The organism is Vibrio sp. 1F279, from assembly GCF_041439815.1.
GTDB lineage: Bacteria > Pseudomonadota > Gammaproteobacteria > Enterobacterales > Vibrionaceae > Vibrio > Vibrio tasmaniensis_A.
In genome coordinates, this window is sequence record NZ_JBGOOU010000004.1 from 201,633 (window position 1) to 220,563 (window position 18,931).

Here is an 18,931-nt window from a genome sequence, read left to right on the forward strand (position 1 = left end):
GCGACTTATGAATAAGTCGCCCTTAGATAGTTCTCTGCAGATTACTCTGCGAAGCTCATTAGTATTGAGGTTTAGTCATGCCTGCGCCGGCTTTATTTGACGCTGCTTGGCTACCTGCACCTTTCGATACAAAACGCTCAGTACGGAATGGAGCCGCAACAACTTGAATCTCTTTGATCTCTTGAGGACCAGGAGCTTTAGTCATTGGTGAACCTGCTTGTTTTTTAGCAACAGCTGCCTTTGGTGCCGCTTTAGGAGCTTCTACTTTTACCACAGGAGCTTCTTCTACTTTTACACTTTCAGCTTTAGGTGCTTCAGCTTCAACAACTGGTGTTGCTTCTACTTGCACAGCTTCTGCTACAACAGGCGATTCAACTTTCGCAGTTTCAGCAATCACTGGAGTTTCAACTTTCTCAGTTTCAACTACCGCAGGAGCTTCAGTTACCTGAGTTTCAACGACAGTTTCAGCTTCTTCACGGCGGATAATGACTTTACCCATCGCAAGTTCAGGACATGCAAAGCCGCCAGCCATAGCTGTGTTACTTTGTGGTGCCGTCTCTTGAGCTACGTTTTGCTCTTGTACAGCAACTTGAGTTTCAACTGCTACTTGAACTTCAGCCACTTCAGGTTTTGCCTGATTATGGTGAGGTTTTGGAATGAAGCGAGGCATCACTTTACCCATAGCCATCTCTGGAGAAGCTACACCACCTTTACGTAGGCGGAATGGGTTAGGACGACGATCACGACCGCGACGACGACGTTGACCACTTGCACGTAGGTGGCGTGGAGAGCGACGGTTGCGACGTTGCTTCGGCTCTTCCTGTTCTGTTTGTTCATCAGCGTTTGCTTGAGTTGCTTCTACTTGTTCCGCAACTTTTTGCTCTTGAGCTACTGATTGTTCTTTCGCAATAGACTGTTCTTTAGCAACAGCAGACTCATTTGACGAGTTTTCTGCAGCTTCAGCTTGTTGGTCTTTAATACGAACTTGTTTGTTCAGTTTACGCCGCTGACGACGCTCTTTAATCTTAGCTGCTTTCGCTTCTGGCTTAGCCTTAGGCGCTTCTAGTTTATCAGCTTGAGCTTCTGCCGCTAGCTGTAGACCTTCTTCTGCTAATTTAGATGGTGCTAGCTCTTCGCGTTGCTTCTGCTCATCACGTGGCTTATTGCGACGGTCTTGCTTAGGCTTACGAGGCTGGCGATTTTGCTGTGGAGCAGTTTCTTTCTGCTCTTCAGGTTTCTCATCACGAACTGGTTTACGACGGCGTTTGTTGTCACGGTTATCGTTACGATTGTCACCACGCTCACCACGTTGTTCACCACGGTCACCACGTTGGTTACGACGACGGTTATCGTTACGATCACGGCGTTGACGGTTGCCGTTGTTGCGATTGTTCTTAGGTTTCTCTTCTTGCTTCTCTTCTTCTTTTTTCTCTTCTTGAGTTGAAGAGCCAAATAAGAAGCTACCGATAGCTTTGAAGAAACGACCAACTAAACCTGGTTCTTGAGTCGCTGCTGATTCAGCTTTTTTCTCTTCTACAGCTTTAGGAGCTGGAGCAGGAGTCGGTGCTGATTGAGCAGGAGCTGCGAAGCCTTTAAGAGCTGGCTCTTCGATCTTCTTAGGACGAATAGTCTGTTCTGCAGGCTCTTTGCTTTCTGCTTCTTTTAGAGCTTCTAGCTTGGTAGGCAGCAAGTAAGACAGTAGGTCGAACTCTTCACCTTCACGAACACGGATAACCTCAAAGTGCGGTGTTTCCATGTCAGAGTTAGGAACTACAGTGATCTTAACTTCTTGGTTCTTCTCGATGTGGTTTACTGAGCGACGTTTTTCGTTCAATAGGTAAGAAGCGATAGGAACAGGGACTACAGCAAGAACTTGCGCAGTGTTGTCTTTTAGAGCTTCTTCTTCGATCAGACGTAGAACAGATAGTGCTAGAGATTCGTTATCACGAACAACACCAGTACCTGTACAACGAGGACAAATGTGGTGGCTTGCTTCTGCTAGTGATGGACTCAAACGTTGACGAGACATCTCTAGAAGACCAAAGCGAGAAATACGACCAATCTGAACACGTGCGCGATCTAAACGAACGGCATCACGTAGACGGCTTTCTACTTCGCGTTGGTGGCGAACCGGAGTCATATCGATAAAGTCGATAACAACAAGACCACCTAGGTCACGTAGACGTAATTGACGTGCAATTTCATCGGCTGCTTCTAGGTTAGTGTTAAGTGCTGTTTCTTCGATATCGCCGCCCTTTGTTGCACGAGCAGAGTTGATATCGATAGAAGTCAGAGCTTCTGTTGGGTCGATTACGATAGAACCACCAGATGGAAGACGAACTTCACGTTGGAAAGCAGATTCGATCTGGCTTTCAATCTGGTAATGGCTGAATAGTGGTACTTCACCATCGTACTTCTTAACGCGATTCATGAAATCTGGGCGTATTAATTGAATGTGCGCTTGTGCACGTTCAAAAATAGTATTGCTGTCGATTAGAATCTCGCCAATATCACGACGTAGATAGTCACGAATCGCACGAACGATAACGTTACTTTCTTGGTGAATAAGGAAAGGAGCTGCATTTGAATCAGAAGCTTGCTTGATAGCGCCCCAGTGATTCAATAGAACGTTCAAGTCCCACTCAAGCTCTTCTGCACTTTTGCCTACACCCGCTGTACGCACGATTAAGCCCATACCTTGAGGAAGCTCAAGAGTGCTTAATGCTGCTTTCAGTTGAGTGCGTTCATCACCTTCGATACGACGAGAAATACCGCCAGCGCGAGGGTTATTTGGCATAAGAACTAAGTAACTACCCGCCAAAGAGATGAAAGTTGTCAGTGCAGCGCCTTTGCTACCACGTTCTTCTTTCTCAACTTGTACGATTACTTCTTGTCCTTCTCTTAGCACTTCTTTAATGCTAGGACGGCCTTGGTATGTATAACCTTCAGGGAAGTATTCGCGGGCAATTTCTTTAAGAGGGAGGAAACCGTGACGTTCTGCGCCGTAATCAACAAATGCCGCTTCTAGGCTTGGTTCAATACGGGTAATACGTCCTTTGTAGATATTCGCTTTCTTTGATTCGTGACCTGGACTTTCGATATCTAGATCGAACAGTCGCTGGCCATCAACCAAAGCGACACGCAACTCTTCTTTTTGAGTTGCGTTAATTAACATTCTTTTCATTTAGAAATTCTCATTGTCTTTTCTTATTTTCATCATTGGTCTTATCGCTTTAGTTCGTTTCTCATGGTGCCAGATCCCATGGCTTTATCGGTGCAGCCTCCCGGCTGGAGAGGGGTGCTCTGGGGCACGTCAGTCATCATAGGGAGTTAGCCTATGATCCGCGATGTGGCGGTGAATACTCAACATGAGTGTACGTGAGTAGAGCGATAAGGAACTCAGTTGACCGTGTCTTACGCCGATTGCAGCACTGTCTAATCTGAGTCATCTACTCATTTACTTGCTTATGAATGGTTAGCTGTTTAAATATTAGTCAATCCATTGATAGCAGCTGTGAACTATAGCAGTGGTCGGTAAACACAGCAATCTGCTTTGTCGTAATGCGGTAAAAAAAACAGTTTTTGTTTGGGTTTTGATAGCTCTAACTCACTGTCTATAAATAATTTATCAATTGATATTTTAATTTGCAGGAAGCTTGGTGCTTTTTTGTTCGGAGAATCAAAGAAATATAGAACTTCAATGACCTTTTAGGGATAGAGTCGCAGGGATTTTAGATAAATAAGTTCAGAATAGGGTTAAGAAAATCTCAATTATCAAAAGTGACAGTGATACAATAACCCAATGAGCGAAATTAGAACCCAAGTCCAATTTGTCGACATTGACGAAGATATGGCTGGTCAGCGTATTGATAACTTCTTACGCAACCAATTAAAAAACATCCCGAAAAGCATGATTTACCGAATCGTGCGTAAAGGCGAAGTCCGCGTTAACAAGAAACGTATCAAGGCTGAGTACAAACTAAAAGCTGGCGACTTAGTACGTATCCCTCCCGTTACTATTGATGAGAAAACGGAAGAGAACGTACCGAGTACGAAACTCAATAAGGTTTCGGAATTGGAACAGTGCATCATCTATGAAGATGATCACATGCTGATTCTCAATAAACCATCAGGTACTGCGGTTCATGGTGGCAGCGGCTTGAAGTTTGGCGCGATTGAAGCATTGCGTGCTCTTCGCCCTGATGCTCGTTTTCTTGAGTTAGTGCACCGTATTGATAGAGATACGTCTGGCATTTTGCTTGTTGCTAAGAAGCGCTCGGCGCTAAGACACCTTCAAGCACAGTTCCGTGAAAAAACGGTTCAAAAATACTATTTCGCTCTAGTGATGGGCGAATGGAAGAACAGTTGTAAAGTCGTCAACGCACCTTTGTTAAAAAATGAAGTGAATAGCATTGTTCGAGTGAACCCGAATGGTAAAGCTTCTGAAACCCGCTTTAAGGTTTTAGAGAAATTCCAAGAGGCGACGTTGATTCAAGCTAGCCCAATTACAGGCCGTACACACCAAATCCGTGTGCACGCTCAGTATACTGGTCATCCAATAGCTTGGGATGATCGTTACGGTGATCGCCGTTTCGATGCTTATACGGGTAAAGTAGGACTGAATCGTCTGTTCTTACATGCAGCCAACATCAAGTTTACCCACCCGGGTAGCGAAGAGAAGATGGATATCTCGGCGCCAATGGAAAGAAGGCTAGAGAAAGCCTTAACTGGTTTACGTAAGCTTTAAGAAGATACGAGATATTTCGTGAATTGAGTATCGATGCATCAAATGGAAAAGGTTGACGAATATCGTCAACCTTTTTTTGTTTTCATATGTTGCAGAAGCTCCCCAACTCGCTCGTTCCTCGCTCTTGAGGATGACGACTTTTTAAGGTCACGTTCTATAGCATTAGCGAATTAGATAAAATTGCGCGTTCCGTCATTCCCTAAACTGACGAAGGAAGGAGTAGGGAATCTCCAACAGAGTGGTAAGTATCGCTTACAACACGTTCATTCCTTGTGCCTCAAGCATATCGACTAAATCGATCAGAGGTAAGCCGATCAGCGTGTTTGGGTCTTTACCTTCCATCTGTTTAAACAATGCAATACCTAACCCTTCGCACATAAAACTGCCCGCGCAGTAATAAGGCTGCTCTTTCTCAACATAAGAAATGATCTGTTGCTCAGTTAAATCGCGGAAATGCACAACAAAGGTGTCGAGACGCGTGTCAGCTTTACTGGTCTCGCTGTTCCATACCGTTATCCCAGTATAGAAAGTGATGCTCTTACCACTTTGACGAGACAATTGCTCAATCGCTTTCTCACGAGTATGAGGTTTGCCAATGATTTCTTCGTCGATCACACATACTTGATCGGAACCAATCACTAGGCTTGGTTGTTCGACAGCACAAGACTTGGCTTTGGTCTCAGCAAGACGCATTACCAATTGTTGAGGAGTCTCTTCTGGAAGTGGCGTTTCATCGCAGTCAGGCTTTGCTGTGACAAAGTCTAACTGTAGTTTTTTGAGGATCTCTTGCCTAAATGGAGATGTAGAAGCTAAAACTAGTTGGTAATTTCTCATTTTAATTTACAATTCGTGTAAGCATTTAGTTCAGGATAACGTAACTTAGCCTGCTATTCATAATGCTCTGAACAGGAAAGGTAGGAAAGTACATTTTTTTTGCCATTTCCTTTGACTAAACACGATTTGGAAGATAAGATTCGCGCCCTATGCAAAAGGAAAAAATACCGCGTACAGTTGATCCGGCAAGAACGGCTCAAAAACGACTCGATATGGATGGTATCATTCAAGTCAGTCTTTTAAAGCGTTTAACCGAAACAACTGAAGGCGTAAAACGTGACGCGCAAGTCTCAATGTCATTTGGGCTTGATGAACAACGATTAGTCGTTATCTCTGGTAAAGCTAACGTCGAAGTCGATTTAGAGTGTCAACGTTGTAATGAGGTTTTCGCACATGAGTGCGATGTCCAATTTACTTATACTCCTGTTTACAGCGAGAAAAGTGAAGAGGAAGCACCGGAAGAGTACGATTTGGTAGATCTGAACGAGTACGGTGAGTTAGACCTGATTCAATTAGTTGAAGACGAGTTCATCCTTGGATTGCCACAAATAGCAATGCACGACGATGCGAAATGTAGCGTTAACTCAAATAACTTGGTGTTTGGTGAACTTCCTGAAGAAATTGAGGAAGATAAAAAGCCGAATCCATTTGATGTTTTAAAAAACTTAAAGAAGTAACTTATTAGTAAGTATCTTTAAGAATTTACATAGGAGTAGGGTCAATGGCCGTACAAAAGAGCAAGAAATCACGTTCAATGCGTGGCATGCGTCGTTCACACGATGCGCTAACTACAGCAGCACTTTCTGTAGACGCAACTTCAGGTGAAACTCACCTACGTCACAACGTGACTGCCGAAGGTTTCTACCGCGGCAAAAAGGTTATCAACAAGTAAGGTTGACCTTTGCAAAATCTAACCGTTGCGCTTGATGCAATGGGCGGGGACTTCGGTCCTCGTGTTACAGTGCCTGCCGCCGTGCAGGCACTGTCGTATTTCCCAGAGCTAAAAGTCATTCTAATAGGTGATCGAAACGCGATCACATCTCAATTATCTTCATTAGGTCGAATGCCTGATTCTCGTTTGAGTATCCAGCATTGTGATCGAGTTATTTCCAATTCTGAAAAACCTTCACTAGCCTTACGTAATAGTCAGGGTAGCTCTATGCGTGCTGCTATCGATCTGGTTGCCGAGTCACAAGCTGATGCTTGTGTGAGTGGTGGCAACACCGGCGCACTGATGGCGTTATCTCGTTTCCGACTCAAACTCCTTCCTGGTATTGATAGGCCTGCATTGGTTTCAGCTTTGCCTACCGCTTCTGGCAACCGTACATGGATGCTTGATTTAGGAGCGAACGTTTCTAGTGACGCGGATTCACTGTTTCAGTTTGCCGTAATGGGCAGTGCATTAGCAGAACAACATTTAGGTCGCGTGCCTCGTGTCGCTATCTTGAATATCGGCGCTGAAGAAATCAAAGGCAATGACCTTGTAAAACGATGCGCTGAAATGTTGTCGAATACTCAGTCTGTGAACTTCATAGGCTATATTGAAGGTAATCAATTACTTCAAGATGCGGCTGATGTCGTCGTATGTGATGGTTTTGTGGGCAATGTCTGCTTAAAAACGTGTGAAGGTACGGCTCAGCTCTTTATTGATAAGCTAAAAACGCGCATGATGGCTTCAACAATAAAGGGGTGGATCGCCAGAATGTTGTTTTCTGAGCTATTTACTGAATTAAAAACCTTGAACCCCGACCAGTATAACGGCGCAAGTTTGTTAGGATTGCGCGGCATTGTCATTAAAAGCCATGGAAGTGCTGATGTGTCTGCAGTCGTCAACGCGATTGGTGAGGCAGTACACGAGGTCAAACGACAAGTCCCCAGTCGCATTAGCGATCGTTTGGAAGCGGTTTTACTCGAGAGGCATTATTAGTCTTCATGTATAGCAAAATTTTAGGTACTGGCAGCTACTTGCCATCTCAGGTGCGTACTAACGCAGACTTAGAGAAAATGGTAGAGACTAGCGATGAGTGGATCGTGGCTAGAACAGGTATTAAAGAGCGTCGTATTTCAGCGGAAAACGAAACCGTTGCGGATATGGCGTTTTACGCTGCTGAGAATGCCATTGAAATGGCAGGTATCGACAAAGAAGATATTGATTTAATCATCGTTGCGACAACCAGCAGTAGCCACACATTTCCGTCTTCGGCATGTCAGGTACAAGGCAAGCTTGGTATCAAAGGCTGCCCTGCGTTTGATTTGGCTGCGGCGTGTTCTGGTTTTGTCTACGCACTGTCTGTTGCTGATCAACACATCAAGACTGGCATGTGTAAGAACGTTTTGGTAATCGGTGCGGATGCACTGTCAAAAACCTGTGATCCGACTGACCGCTCTACTATCATCTTATTTGGTGATGCTGCAGGTGCGGTGGTTGTTGGCGCAAGCGAAGAGCCAGGTATTTTGTCTACTCACATATACTCTGATGGTAAATATGGTGAGCTTCTAAGCCTAGAAGTTCCAGAGCGTGGCGGTGATGCCGACAAATGGTTGCACATGGCGGGCAACGAAGTATTTAAAGTGGCGGTAACTCAGCTTTCTAAGCTTGTGAAAGACACATTAGCGGCGAACAATATGGATAAGTCAGAGCTTGATTGGTTAGTTCCACATCAAGCGAACTACCGCATTATTTCGGCAACCGCTAAAAAGCTGACGATGTCGCTTGATCAAGTTGTGATTACTCTTGATAAGCACGGCAATACGTCGGCAGCTACCGTACCAACGGCCCTTGATGAGGCTGTTCGCGACGGGCGAATTAAACGTGGCCAAACGCTTCTACTTGAAGCGTTTGGCGGCGGCTTCACTTGGGGTTCTGCGTTAGTTAAATTCTAACCCCAAGCGATAATCAACAAACAAGGCACATAACTTATGTGCCTTGTTCAATTTTTTTGCTTTGCTTAAAGGAAAATTACTATGAGCAAATTTGCTATCGTATTCCCAGGCCAAGGCTCTCAAGCTATCGGTATGCTTGCTGACCTAGGCGAACAGTATGATGTTGTTAAAAAGACATTTGCTGAAGCTTCAGAAGCACTTGGTTACGATCTATGGGCATTGGTTCAAGATGGTCCAGTAGAAAATCTAAATGAAACTTTCCGTACTCAACCGGCTCTACTAACAGCGTCTGTTGCAATCTGGCGTGTATGGCAAGAGCTTGGTCTAGAGCAACCTGCAAACCTAGCAGGTCACAGCCTAGGCGAATACTCTGCACTAGTGTGTGCGGGTGTTATCGACTTTAAAGAAGCGATCAAGCTAGTTGAGCTACGTGGTCAATTGATGCAAGAAGCGGTTCCTGCGGGCGTTGGTGCAATGTACGCAATCATCGGTCTAGATGATGAAGCGATTGCTAAAGCGTGTGAAGAAGCGGCACAAGACGAAGTTGTGTCACCAGTTAACTTCAATTCACCTGGTCAAGTTGTTATCGCGGGTAACAAAGCAGCAGTAGAGCGCGCTGGTGCACTATGTAAAGAAGCGGGCGCTAAACGTGCTCTTCCTTTACCAGTATCTGTGCCATCTCACTGTGCCCTTATGAAGCCTGCAGCAGACAAGCTAGCGGTTGCTCTGGAAGCTCTAGAGTTCAACACGCCGGCACTGCCTGTTATCAATAACGTTGATGTTATTGCTGAAACAGACCCGGCAAAAATCAAAAGCGCACTTGTTCGCCAGCTGTACAGCCCCGTTCGTTGGACTGAAGGTGTACAAGCTATGAATGAGCAAGGCGTAGAGAAGCTACTAGAATTAGGCCCAGGTAAAGTTCTTACCGGTCTAACAAAACGAATCGTAAAAACTATGACAGCTGCTGCAGTTAATGACACTGCATCACTAGAAGCTGCTAAGTAAATAAACACTTAATAGAGAAGTTATGATGAATTTAGAAGGCAAAGTTGCACTAGTTACAGGCGCAAGCCGTGGTATCGGTCGTGCAATCGCTGAACTTTTAGTTGAGCGTGGTGCTAAAGTTATCGGTACTGCTACGTCTGAAGGCGGCGCTGCTGCAATCAGTGAGTACCTAGGTGAGAACGGTAAAGGTCTTGCTCTTAATGTAACGGATGTTGACTCAATTGCAGCTACACTGAAAACCATCAACGATGAATTCGGTGCGATTGACATTCTGGTTAACAACGCAGGTATCACTCGTGATAACCTACTTATGCGTATGAAAGACGATGAATGGAATGACATCATCGATACTAACCTAACGCCTATCTTCCGCATGTCTAAAGCTGTATTGCGTGGCATGATGAAGAAGCGTCAAGGACGTATCGTAAACGTTGGTTCTGTAGTCGGTACTATGGGTAACGCTGGTCAAGCTAACTACGCAGCTGCAAAAGCAGGCGTAATTGGTTTTACTAAATCAATGGCTCGGGAAGTTGCGTCTCGTGGTATTACAGTGAACACTGTAGCACCTGGTTTCATCGAAACTGACATGACTAAAGCGCTAAATGATGACCAACGTGCAGTAACTTTGGCGAATGTACCAGCAGGTCGACTAGGTGATCCTCGCGAAATCGCTGAAGCTGTGGTATTTTTGGCGTCACCTGCGGCAGCTTATATCACAGGTGAAACACTTCACGTCAATGGCGGTATGTACATGGTGTAAATTATGTGCAACATTTGTGCATGATTTAAGTCAAGATCATACGTAATTTCGGTTAAAATCATGAAAATTGTGGTTTGACCAGAAAAGTTGACCTTGCAACTTTCAATAGATTGAATAAACTACGGAAAACATCGCATAAAGCGAACTCTGTAAAGGAAAAGAAAAAATGAGCAACCTCGAAGAACGCGTAAAGAAAATCATTGTTGAACAGCTAGGTGTAGACGAAGCTGAAGTTAAAAACGAAGCTTCTTTCGTTGATGACCTAGGTGCAGATTCTCTAGACACAGTTGAGCTAGTAATGGCTCTAGAAGAAGAATTCGACACTGAGATTCCAGATGACGAAGCTGAGAAAATTACTACTGTTCAAGCTGCTATCGATTACGTAACTAGCGCTCAGTAATAATCTCTCCCAGGCGGTCACCTCGACCGCCTGTGTTTTATCTAACTCATCTATCCTCATCTTAAATCACCTCAATCCCCGGAGTGTAATATCGTGTCCAAGCGTCGTGTAGTTGTCACTGGCATGGGTATGTTGTCGCCGGTAGGCAACACTGTAGAATCTTCTTGGAAAGCCCTGCTAGCTGGTCAAAGTGGTATCGTTAATATCGATCATTTTGATGCAACCAATTTCTCAACTCGTTTTGCAGGTCTAGTTAAAGACTTTAACTGCGAAGAGTATATGACTAAAAAAGATGCTCGTAAGATGGACTTGTTCATCCAGTACGGCGTCGCAGCAGGTATTCAAGCTTTAGATGATTCAGCCCTAACTATTACTGAAGAAAACGCTCCTCGTGTAGGCGTTGCTATCGGTTCTGGTATTGGTGGTCTTGGTTTGATCGAAGCCGGTCACAAGGCTCTAACTGAAAAAGGCCCTCGTAAAATCAGCCCGTTCTTCGTACCGTCGACGATCGTGAATATGATTGCGGGTCACATGTCTATCATGCGTGGCCTACGCGGTCCAAACATCGCGATCTCTACAGCATGTACGACTGGCCTACATAACATTGGCCACGCGGCTCGTATGATTGCATACGGCGATGCTGACGCAATGCTAGCGGGTGGTGCTGAAAAAGCATCGACACCACTAGGTATGGGCGGTTTTGGTGCGGCTAAAGCACTGTCTACTCGTAACGATGAGCCTCAAAAAGCTTCTCGTCCATGGGACAAAGGCCGTGACGGCTTCGTTCTTGGTGACGGTGCAGGCATGATGGTTCTTGAAGAGTATGAACATGCTAAAGCTCGTGGCGCTAAGATTTACTGTGAGCTAGTTGGCTTCGGTATGTCGGGTGACGCTTACCACATGACATCTCCAAGTGAAGATGGTTCTGGTGGCGCACTAGCAATGGAAGCGGCTATGCGTGATGCTGGCATTACTGGTGAACAAATCGGTTATGTTAACGCACACGGTACTTCGACTCCTGCAGGTGACGTAGCGGAAGTGAAGGGCATCAAGCGTGCTCTTGGCGAAGCAGGCAGCAAGCAAGTCTTGGTTTCTTCTACGAAGTCAATGACAGGCCACCTTCTAGGTGCTGCGGGTTCTGCTGAAGCTATCATCACAGCGATGTCTCTAATTGATCAAATTGTTCCACCAACAATCAATTTAGATGATCCTGAAGAAGGCTTAGATATTGACTTAGTACCTCACACCGCGCGTAAAGTTAGCGGCATGGAATATGCTGCATGTAACTCATTCGGTTTCGGTGGTACTAACGGCTGTTTGATCTTCAAAAAGATTTAATCATCTTATATAAGAGTCAAACATCGTAGATAGTCATAATTAGAACTGTTTTTAAACGGCTCGATGCTTTAGCATTGAGCCGTTTCTTTTTATGGGGAAAAACATGTTTTGGGTTGATGGAGAAAGTCAGCAAACTGTCGATATCTTAGATCGCTCGTTTCAGTATGGAGACGGCTGTTTTACTACCATGCTTGTTCAAGATGGCCAGATTCAATATTTTCACGATCATCAGCGTCGTGTTGATGATTGTCTTAAAGCGTTACGCATTTCCGAACTTGATTGGAATACGGTTAACCTTTGGCTCGATAATGCACTTGAACATATCCAACACAATGCGCTTCCTGGTACAAAGAGCCTTAATGGTTCAACGAATCTTCAAGACAAAAACAAGCCTCATAATGAAAAAGCAGGGCTCAAGCTGCACGTTAGCCGTGGGGCTGGCGGTCGTGGCTACAGTGCCAAGAATATCGCCAAGCCAACAATCACCATCAGTACATTTGATTACCCAAATCATTATTCCGCGTGGCAAGATTCCGGTGTAGAACTCGGTATCTGCCAACAAGCACTGGGTTTGAGCCCATTATTGGCCGGTCATAAGCACAATAATCGCCTTGAGCAAATCTTGATGAAAGATGAAATGGATCAGGCCGGTGAAGTGGATGGCGTGGTTCTGGATATATCAGGTAACGTGATTGAAACCACCATGGCTAATCTGTTTTGGCGAAAAGGGCAGACGATTCACACTCCTCAACTGACGCAAAGTGGCGTTGCAGGGGTTATGCGTAAGCAAGTGTTAACCGCGCTGAATCAAGCTGAATTTTCCGTTACTATTAGTGACTACTGCTTATCTCAACTCATGCAAGCTGATGAGGTTTTCATGACCAACTCCATTTTAGGGGTTGCCCCAGTTACCCGTATTAGTGATACCCAATTCAACATTGGAACCGTTACTCGTAGCCTTCAAGGACAACTAAACTCGTGATCAAAAAGTTATTTATTTTTATTATCTTGTGCCTAATCGCAGCCGCGGCTGCTGGTTTTTATGTTTACAACCAAGCGCAAGATAACCTGAAACAAGTTATTCAATTAGAAAAACCACAAGTCGTGACTGTTGCTTCAGGTAGCAGCTTTAACCGCGTTCTAGCCCAGTTGATTAACGAGGGGCTTTTCGAGGCTTCTCCTTATGAGAAATTAATCCGTAAGTTACATCCTGAGCTTGTAGACGTAAAAGCGGGTACATTCCTGCTTGAACCGGGTTTAACCTTAGAGCAGGCGCTACAAGTGCTTGTAGAAGGGAAGGAACACCAATTTACCATTACCTTTGTAGAAGGCAGTCGTTTTGACGAGTGGCTTGTTCAGCTAAAAGACAACGAATTCATTCAGCAGACGTTGAATGATGTCTCTGAAAAAGAGATCGCACAAAAGCTTGGTATTGAAAATGAAAAGCTAGAAGGCCTTTTCTTAGCGGAAACATACCACTACACCTATGGCACAACGGATTTAGATTTGTTGAAACGTGCCCACCGAGATCTAATGAACGTGGTCAATGATGAGTGGGAAAATAGAGCCGATAAACTGCCTCTTAAATCGCCGTATGAAGCTTTAATTCTTGCGTCTATCCTCGAGAAAGAGACTGCTGTCGCTTCTGAGCGTGAGCGTGTGTCTTCTGTATTCGTTAACCGCTTGAACAAGCGTATGCGTCTGCAAACTGACCCAACGGTTATCTACGGCATGGGTGATAGCTACAAAGGCAATATTCGTAAGAAAGATCTACGTACACCAACGCCGTACAACACCTATACAATGAGCGGTTTACCGCCAACACCGATCGCGATGGCGGGTAAAGCGTCTATCAACGCGGCTCTGAATCCAGAGAAGAGCAACTACCTGTATTTTGTTGCGAGTGGAACGGGCGGTCACGTATTTTCAAAGAGTTTGACTGAGCATAACCGTGCAGTACGAGCTTACTTAAAGCAATTAAGAAAAAACAAATAAAGAAAGAATTATGAATCAGTCGAAATTTATCGTGGTTGAAGGCCTTGAAGGTGCTGGCAAAAGTACAGCAATCAATGCCATCGTTGAGACATTGAAAACAGCCGGTGTCGCTGACATCGTTAATACTCGTGAACCCGGTGGTACCGTGCTTGCCGAGAAGATGCGCTCGTTGGTCAAAGAAGAGCACGAAGGTGAGAAGCTTCAAGATATGACTGAGTTGCTGCTGATGTACGCAGCGCGTGTTCAATTAGTAGAAAACGTCATCAAGCCTGCACTAGACAGTGGTAAATGGGTGTTGGGTGATCGCCATGATATGTCATCTCAAGCTTATCAAGGTGGTGGTCGTCAGATCGCACGCACTACGATGGAATCACTGAAAGAAACCACGCTAGGCGGTTTTAAGCCAGATTTAACACTATATTTGGACCTAGACCCTAGAGTCGGGCTAGAGCGTGCTAGAGGTCGTGGTGAGCTTGATAGAATCGAAAAGATGGACATCTCATTTTTCGATCGCACGCGTGAGCGTTACTTAGAAATTGCAGGGCAAGACGATTCTGTACTCGTGATTAATGCACAGCAAGAGATTGAGCAAGTAGCCGCTGATATTAAAGTCGCGCTCAGTGCTTGGCTCAATAAACAGTAGGTAGTCATGGCTGAAGTGTATTCTTGGCTCACACCGGTATGGAGTGAGTGGAAAAAAAGTCTCGATGCAGAACGTTTTCCTAACTCTGTGATCGTTAATGCGCCTGAAGGGCTTGGTGTGGAAGCGCTGGTTAGCCAACTTACCGATGCATTGATGTGTGTTAATTACGAAAGTGAAGCGTGCGGATTTTGCCACAGTTGTGAACTGATGAAGTCGGGGAGTCACCCGGATTTCCATGTGATCGAACCTGAGAAAGAAGGTAAATCGATTACCGTTGACCAAGTGCGTGCGAGTAACCGCTGGGCTCAACAATCGTCACAGTTGGGTGGCTTGCGTGTCATTTTGCTGAGTCCGGCTGAAGCGATGAATGAATCGGCGTCTAATGCGCTGTTGAAAACACTGGAAGAACCTGCGAGTAATTGTATTTTCATCCTTTCAACGCGTAACAGTAATCGCTTAATGCCAACTATTCTTAGCCGTTGCCAGCAATTTAATGTGGTGTGTCCACAATTAGATGCAGGATCGGCATGGTTAAATGGAGAAGTCGGTAAAACGGTTCCTCAGTACATACTGACATTGAACGACAACGCCCCCCTGAAAGCGAAAGCAATGTTTGATCAAGGTGGCGTCGAAGCTTCAACAAAAGCGCTCGATGGCTTTGTGAATGTGATAAAAGGCACTCAACCCGACATGCTGAAGTTCTCTACAGAGCTTAGCAAAGACCCTTTGATTCAACTTAGCTGGCTTTGGCATTTATTGTCAGATGTACAAAAGCTGCATTTTGGTTTAGCTAATCAGGCTATCATTCCGAGTGCGAAAGCACTGTGTGAGGTGATGTCTTATCAAAGTGCTTATGCAGCGTCGAATAAACTGCTGATATTGATTGAGCAGTTCAAGCTACACCCTGGGCTCAATACGGAGCTACTCATAATGAATTGGCTGATAGCCACTTGCGAGGAAACATGTTCGTAGATTCCCATTGTCATTTAGACAAACTGGATTACCAAGATTTACACACCAGCGTAGAAGACGTGGTTAATAAAGCGAAAGCAGCCAACGTTGACCAACTGCTTTCTGTCGGTGTGACGTTGGATTCGTTTGAAAACATGCTTGAGATGATCTCGCCGTTTGATAACGTTAAGGCTTCGTGTGGCGTTCACCCTCTCGACGTAGAGAGCGACTTCTGTTTAGAAAGAATGCGTGAGTACGCGAGCAACCCGAAAGTGGTAGCTATTGGTGAAACTGGCCTAGATTACCATTACCAACCAGAGACTGCAGAGCTACAACAGCTCAGGTTCAAGCAGCACGTTGAGTTGGCTGTTGAGCTTAATAAACCTTTGATCATCCACACGCGTAACGCGCGTGAAGATACGTTAGCTATTTTACGCGATGGCGGAGCAGAGAAGTGTGGTGGTGTGATTCACTGCTTTACTGAAGATCAAGCGTTCGCTGAAGCAGCAATGGAATTAGGTTTCTATATCTCGATTTCAGGTATTGTGACCTTTAAACAAGCCACAGAACTTAAAGACGTTGTGAAAAACCTACCTCTAGATAGGTTGCTGATCGAAACGGATTCGCCATATTTGGCGCCAATTCCATATCGTGGTAAAGAGAATCAGCCTGCATATGTGGTCGAAGTGGCGGCTTATATCGCGCAGTTGAAAGGGCTGTCAATGAAAGATGTTGCTGAACAAACAACCAAAAATTACCGAAAACTTTTTTTGCGATAAAAAACTAACTAAACAAATAAAAGGGAGCGAAAGCTCCCTTTTTGTGTTTTTGATCACCAAAAGTACGTTTTTTTTTAATGTTTACTAATTATGTTGAACTTGAGAGCACTATTTACATCATTTGTAATTTTGTTACTAAAAATAACATTACCCTCTATTTTATTTACTCAGTAAAATAATAGGGAAGGATTATAATTTATTTGTTTTTCAGCTAGTTAGCGACTTGTAAAGCATTGCATTTCTATATTTGACATGTGATCCAAGACGTGTTTTGAAACTAAATTTCGTAAGTGACTAGAAAGTTAGTTCCCCATCAATATATATTTAGCGGCAGAAAATATAATGCAATACATGGTTACATTTTCACTGGGTGCTAACATATAGGCTACGGGGGTGTGCCGTTAGGACCCATATAATTATTTTATCTTTATCAGGAGCATAAACATGTTTAAGAACCTTTTTGCTAGCCTGCAGAAAGTTGGTAAGTCTCTGATGCTACCAGTATCAGTTTTACCAGTTGCGGGTATTTTGCTAGGTGTCGGTGCAGCAGACCTTCCTTTCATTCCAGAAATCGTTTCAAATTTAATGGAACAAGCGGGTGGTTCAGTATTCGGTCAAATGGCACTACTGTTCGCAGTAGGCGTAGCACTTGGCTTTACTAATAACGACGGTGTAGCTGGTCTAGCTGCTATCGTTGGTTACGGCATCATGACTGCTACACTAGGCGTAATGGCTGGTGTAATGGGCGTTGATAAAATCGACACTGGTGTACTAGGTGGTATCCTAGTCGGTGGTGTTGCTGCTTGGGCATTCAACCGTTTCTTCCGTATTCAACTACCAGAGTACCTTGGCTTCTTCGCTGGTAAGCGTGCTGTGCCAATCATCACAGGTTTCTCTGCGATTGGTCTAGCAATCCTACTATCTGTAGTATGGCCACCAGTTGGCGGCGCTATTTCTGCGTTCTCTGATTGGGCTGCTCACCAAAACCCACAAGTGGCGTTTGGTATCTACGGCATCGTTGAGCGTTCTCTGATTCCATTTGGTCTTCACCACGTTTGGAACGTACCTTTCTTCTTCGAAGCTGGTACTTGTGTAAACGCTGCTGGCGAAACTCAAAACGGTGTTCTTACTTGTTACCTAGTTGCTGATGACGCATCTCGTGCAGCGGGCAATGGCTTCGGTCAGCTAGCTGGTGGTTACATGTTCAAGATGTTCGGTCTACCTGCTGCTGCAATCGCGATTGCACATTCAGCTAAACCTGAAAACCGTGCTAAAGTAATGGGCATCATGGCTTCTGCTGCGTTGACTTCATTCCTAACGGGTATCACTGAACCAATCGAATTCTCATTCCTATTCGTTGCTCCTGTACTGTACGCAATCCACGCTCTATTAGCTGGTTCTGCATACGTTCTTGCGAACACTCTAGGTTTTGTACACGGTACATCTTTCTCACACGGTCTAATCGACTTCCTAGTTCTATCTGGCAATGCGTCTAAGATGGGTCTAATGGTTGTATGTGGTGTTGCTTACGCTGCAATTTACTACATCGTATTCCGCACTGTGATTAAAGCACTTGACCTTAAAACTCCGGGCCGTGAAGACGAATCTGAAGAAGAAGTAGTTGCTACAGGTTCTGAACTTGCTGGTGAGCTAGTTGCTGCATTCGGTGGTAAAGCGAACATCACTGGTCTTGACGCTTGTATTACTCGTCTACGTGTTGCAGTAGCTGATACTGCTCTTGTTGACCAAGACAAACTGAAGAAACTAGGCGCTGCAGGTGTTGTTGTAGTTGCTGGTGGCGTACAAGCTATCTTCGGTACTAAGTCTGACAACCTTAAGACAGACATGGATGAGTGGATCCGTAACAACGGTTAATTCGCTGATTCAATAAATTGAAAGGAGGCCTTACGGTCTCCTTTTTTGTTTCCTGCAATATGCACAATGTCCTCACGTTTAAGCTCTTCTTACTCAACTAGTTCTCCTCAACTCTATGTGTTGAAGGCCGATTCTGAACCTTGAGCGCCAGTTCACTTTTACCTAGCGATGACACCTCTCTTTGTGAACCCAGTACACTACCATTTTTAAAAACAGTCTGAGAATATTATGAAACATCGTTATTTGATCGGCCTTATGTGCTGCAGCGGAGCCGCGTTTGTGCATGCTTCTGAAGCACCAGATTTGGAAGTTGGATTAGCCATTGACCAAGACCTGAGTGTCGTTGTCGAATTTGATCAGAAATACCGTGCCACGATTGGCAACGACGGTGCTGCATTTGACTACATTTTGAAGCGTGGTCAGTTTGAGACTGAAGCTCCGTTGAGTTGGTATGTCGGTGCAGGTGCTTGGGCTGAGTGGAATGATGATTTTGGCTTACGTTTGCCTTTAGGTGTTAAAGTGAATTTCTACGAAGGTTGGAATGCGTACGCTCAAGTTCACCCTGAGCTCGACATGTATAAAGGTGTTGAATTACAAGTGGGTGGTGCACTGGGTATCACCTACAAGTTCTAGGTGATGAGACAAAAAAATGCCAGCTTAGTAGCTTAATGCCGATCGTTTAAGAAGACTTGAACGATCTTGCAGTTAGCAGATAATCCCC

The 18,931-nt window shown here is 44.7% G+C and carries 18 protein-coding genes; 16 read left to right on the top strand and 2 right to left on the bottom strand.

From position 1 onward, the window contains the following. Positions 1–58: 58 nt before the first annotated feature. Positions 59–3,184, bottom strand: a complete 3,126-nt coding sequence (rne, locus tag ACED60_RS05315) for a ribonuclease E (RefSeq protein ID WP_371727084.1) — start codon at positions 3,182–3,184, stop codon at positions 59–61. A gap of 618 nt (positions 3,185–3,802) precedes the next feature. Between rne and rluC the strand changes: the two genes are divergently transcribed. Then, positions 3,803–4,747, top strand: coding sequence for a 23S rRNA pseudouridine(955/2504/2580) synthase RluC (gene rluC / locus ACED60_RS05320; RefSeq protein WP_371727085.1), 945 nt, complete (start codon positions 3,803–3,805; stop codon positions 4,745–4,747). A gap of 252 nt (positions 4,748–4,999) precedes the next feature. On the opposite strand, the gene ACED60_RS05325 is transcribed toward rluC, so the two are convergent. Next, positions 5,000–5,581: a nucleoside triphosphate pyrophosphatase gene (locus tag ACED60_RS05325; protein ID WP_009848611.1), complete on the bottom strand. Its 582-nt coding sequence runs from the start codon at positions 5,579–5,581 to the stop codon at positions 5,000–5,002. Positions 5,582–5,730: 149 nt separating this feature from the next. On the opposite strand from ACED60_RS05325, the gene yceD reads away from it, so the two are divergent. The 15 genes from yceD (at position 5,731) to ACED60_RS05400 (ending at position 18,843) form a co-directional block, all read left to right on the top strand. Beyond that, complete coding sequence (yceD, locus tag ACED60_RS05330; protein WP_004733994.1) at positions 5,731–6,258, top strand: 23S rRNA accumulation protein YceD; 528 nt, start codon at positions 5,731–5,733, stop codon at positions 6,256–6,258. 44 nt (positions 6,259–6,302) lie between these two features. Beyond that, positions 6,303–6,473 (top strand): 50S ribosomal protein L32, encoded by a 171-nt coding sequence (rpmF, locus tag ACED60_RS05335; protein ID WP_004737376.1) that lies wholly within the window; start codon positions 6,303–6,305, stop codon positions 6,471–6,473. A 9-nt stretch (positions 6,474–6,482) separates the two neighbouring features. Then, positions 6,483–7,508 (top strand): phosphate acyltransferase PlsX, encoded by a 1,026-nt coding sequence (gene plsX, locus ACED60_RS05340; protein ID WP_012603565.1) that lies wholly within the window; start codon positions 6,483–6,485, stop codon positions 7,506–7,508. A gap of 5 nt (positions 7,509–7,513) precedes the next feature. Beyond that, positions 7,514–8,464, top strand: a complete 951-nt coding sequence (locus tag ACED60_RS05345) for a beta-ketoacyl-ACP synthase III (RefSeq protein WP_010437276.1) — start codon at positions 7,514–7,516, stop codon at positions 8,462–8,464. Positions 8,465–8,545: 81 nt separating this feature from the next. Further along, positions 8,546–9,469 carry an ACP S-malonyltransferase gene (gene fabD / locus ACED60_RS05350; RefSeq protein WP_012603567.1) on the top strand — a complete coding sequence of 308 codons (924 nt, stop codon included), beginning with the start codon at positions 8,546–8,548 and terminating at the stop codon, positions 9,467–9,469. A gap of 25 nt (positions 9,470–9,494) precedes the next feature. Further along, positions 9,495–10,229 (top strand): 3-oxoacyl-ACP reductase FabG, encoded by a 735-nt coding sequence (fabG, locus tag ACED60_RS05355; protein ID WP_029222897.1) that lies wholly within the window; start codon positions 9,495–9,497, stop codon positions 10,227–10,229. 166 nt (positions 10,230–10,395) lie between these two features. Further along, positions 10,396–10,629: an acyl carrier protein gene (gene acpP / locus ACED60_RS05360; RefSeq protein ID WP_012603569.1), complete on the top strand. Its 234-nt coding sequence runs from the start codon at positions 10,396–10,398 to the stop codon at positions 10,627–10,629. A 93-nt stretch (positions 10,630–10,722) separates the two neighbouring features. Then, complete coding sequence (gene fabF / locus ACED60_RS05365) at positions 10,723–11,967, top strand: beta-ketoacyl-ACP synthase II (protein WP_004736554.1); 1,245 nt, start codon at positions 10,723–10,725, stop codon at positions 11,965–11,967. Positions 11,968–12,070: 103 nt separating this feature from the next. Further along, entirely contained in the window at positions 12,071–12,949 is an 879-nt protein-coding gene (pabC, locus tag ACED60_RS05370) for an aminodeoxychorismate lyase (protein WP_269334936.1), read from the top strand. Then, a complete protein-coding gene (gene mltG, locus ACED60_RS05375) occupies positions 12,946–13,962 on the top strand; it encodes an endolytic transglycosylase MltG (RefSeq protein WP_371727086.1) in 1,017 nt (338 codons plus the stop codon). Before pabC ends, mltG begins: the two co-directional genes overlap by 4 nt. A 10-nt stretch (positions 13,963–13,972) precedes the next feature. After that, a complete protein-coding gene (gene tmk, locus ACED60_RS05380; RefSeq protein WP_371701304.1) occupies positions 13,973–14,605 on the top strand; it encodes a dTMP kinase in 633 nt (210 codons plus the stop codon). 6 nt (positions 14,606–14,611) lie between these two features. Beyond that, positions 14,612–15,577 carry a DNA polymerase III subunit delta' gene (locus ACED60_RS05385; protein ID WP_009848982.1) on the top strand — a complete coding sequence of 322 codons (966 nt, stop codon included), beginning with the start codon at positions 14,612–14,614 and terminating at the stop codon, positions 15,575–15,577. After that, positions 15,568–16,335 (top strand): TatD family hydrolase, encoded by a 768-nt coding sequence (locus tag ACED60_RS05390; RefSeq protein ID WP_371727087.1) that lies wholly within the window; start codon positions 15,568–15,570, stop codon positions 16,333–16,335. The genes ACED60_RS05385 and ACED60_RS05390 overlap by 10 nt, the downstream gene beginning before the upstream one ends. A gap of 444 nt (positions 16,336–16,779) precedes the next feature. Next, positions 16,780–18,210, top strand: coding sequence for a PTS glucose transporter subunit IIBC (gene ptsG / locus ACED60_RS05395; RefSeq protein ID WP_009848984.1), 1,431 nt, complete (start codon positions 16,780–16,782; stop codon positions 18,208–18,210). A gap of 228 nt (positions 18,211–18,438) precedes the next feature. Next, on the top strand, positions 18,439–18,843 hold the full coding sequence (locus tag ACED60_RS05400; RefSeq protein WP_065677966.1) for a hypothetical protein: 405 nt from the start codon (positions 18,439–18,441) through the stop codon (positions 18,841–18,843). Positions 18,844–18,931: the final 88 nt, after the last annotated feature.

Bases quoted from the DNA above. Each gene is read 5' to 3' on its own strand.
- rne (WP_371727084.1), bottom strand. From the start codon at position 3,184: ATGAAAAGAATGTTAATTAACGCAACTCAAAAAGAAGAGTTGCGTGTC.
- rluC (WP_371727085.1), top strand. From the start codon at position 3,803: ATGAGCGAAATTAGAACCCAAGTCCAATTTGTCGACATTGACGAAGAT.
- ACED60_RS05325 (WP_009848611.1), bottom strand. From the start codon at position 5,581: ATGAGAAATTACCAACTAGTTTTAGCTTCTACATCTCCATTTAGGCAA.
- yceD (WP_004733994.1), top strand. From the start codon at position 5,731: ATGCAAAAGGAAAAAATACCGCGTACAGTTGATCCGGCAAGAACGGCT.
- rpmF (WP_004737376.1), top strand. From the start codon at position 6,303: ATGGCCGTACAAAAGAGCAAGAAATCACGTTCAATGCGTGGCATGCGT.
- ACED60_RS05345 (WP_010437276.1), top strand. From the start codon at position 7,514: ATGTATAGCAAAATTTTAGGTACTGGCAGCTACTTGCCATCTCAGGTG.
- fabD (WP_012603567.1), top strand. From the start codon at position 8,546: ATGAGCAAATTTGCTATCGTATTCCCAGGCCAAGGCTCTCAAGCTATC.
- fabG (WP_029222897.1), top strand. From the start codon at position 9,495: ATGAATTTAGAAGGCAAAGTTGCACTAGTTACAGGCGCAAGCCGTGGT.
- acpP (WP_012603569.1), top strand. From the start codon at position 10,396: ATGAGCAACCTCGAAGAACGCGTAAAGAAAATCATTGTTGAACAGCTA.
- pabC (WP_269334936.1), top strand. From the start codon at position 12,071: ATGTTTTGGGTTGATGGAGAAAGTCAGCAAACTGTCGATATCTTAGAT.
- tmk (WP_371701304.1), top strand. From the start codon at position 13,973: ATGAATCAGTCGAAATTTATCGTGGTTGAAGGCCTTGAAGGTGCTGGC.
- ACED60_RS05385 (WP_009848982.1), top strand. From the start codon at position 14,612: ATGGCTGAAGTGTATTCTTGGCTCACACCGGTATGGAGTGAGTGGAAA.
- ACED60_RS05390 (WP_371727087.1), top strand. From the start codon at position 15,568: ATGTTCGTAGATTCCCATTGTCATTTAGACAAACTGGATTACCAAGAT.
- ptsG (WP_009848984.1), top strand. From the start codon at position 16,780: ATGTTTAAGAACCTTTTTGCTAGCCTGCAGAAAGTTGGTAAGTCTCTG.
- ACED60_RS05400 (WP_065677966.1), top strand. From the start codon at position 18,439: ATGAAACATCGTTATTTGATCGGCCTTATGTGCTGCAGCGGAGCCGCG.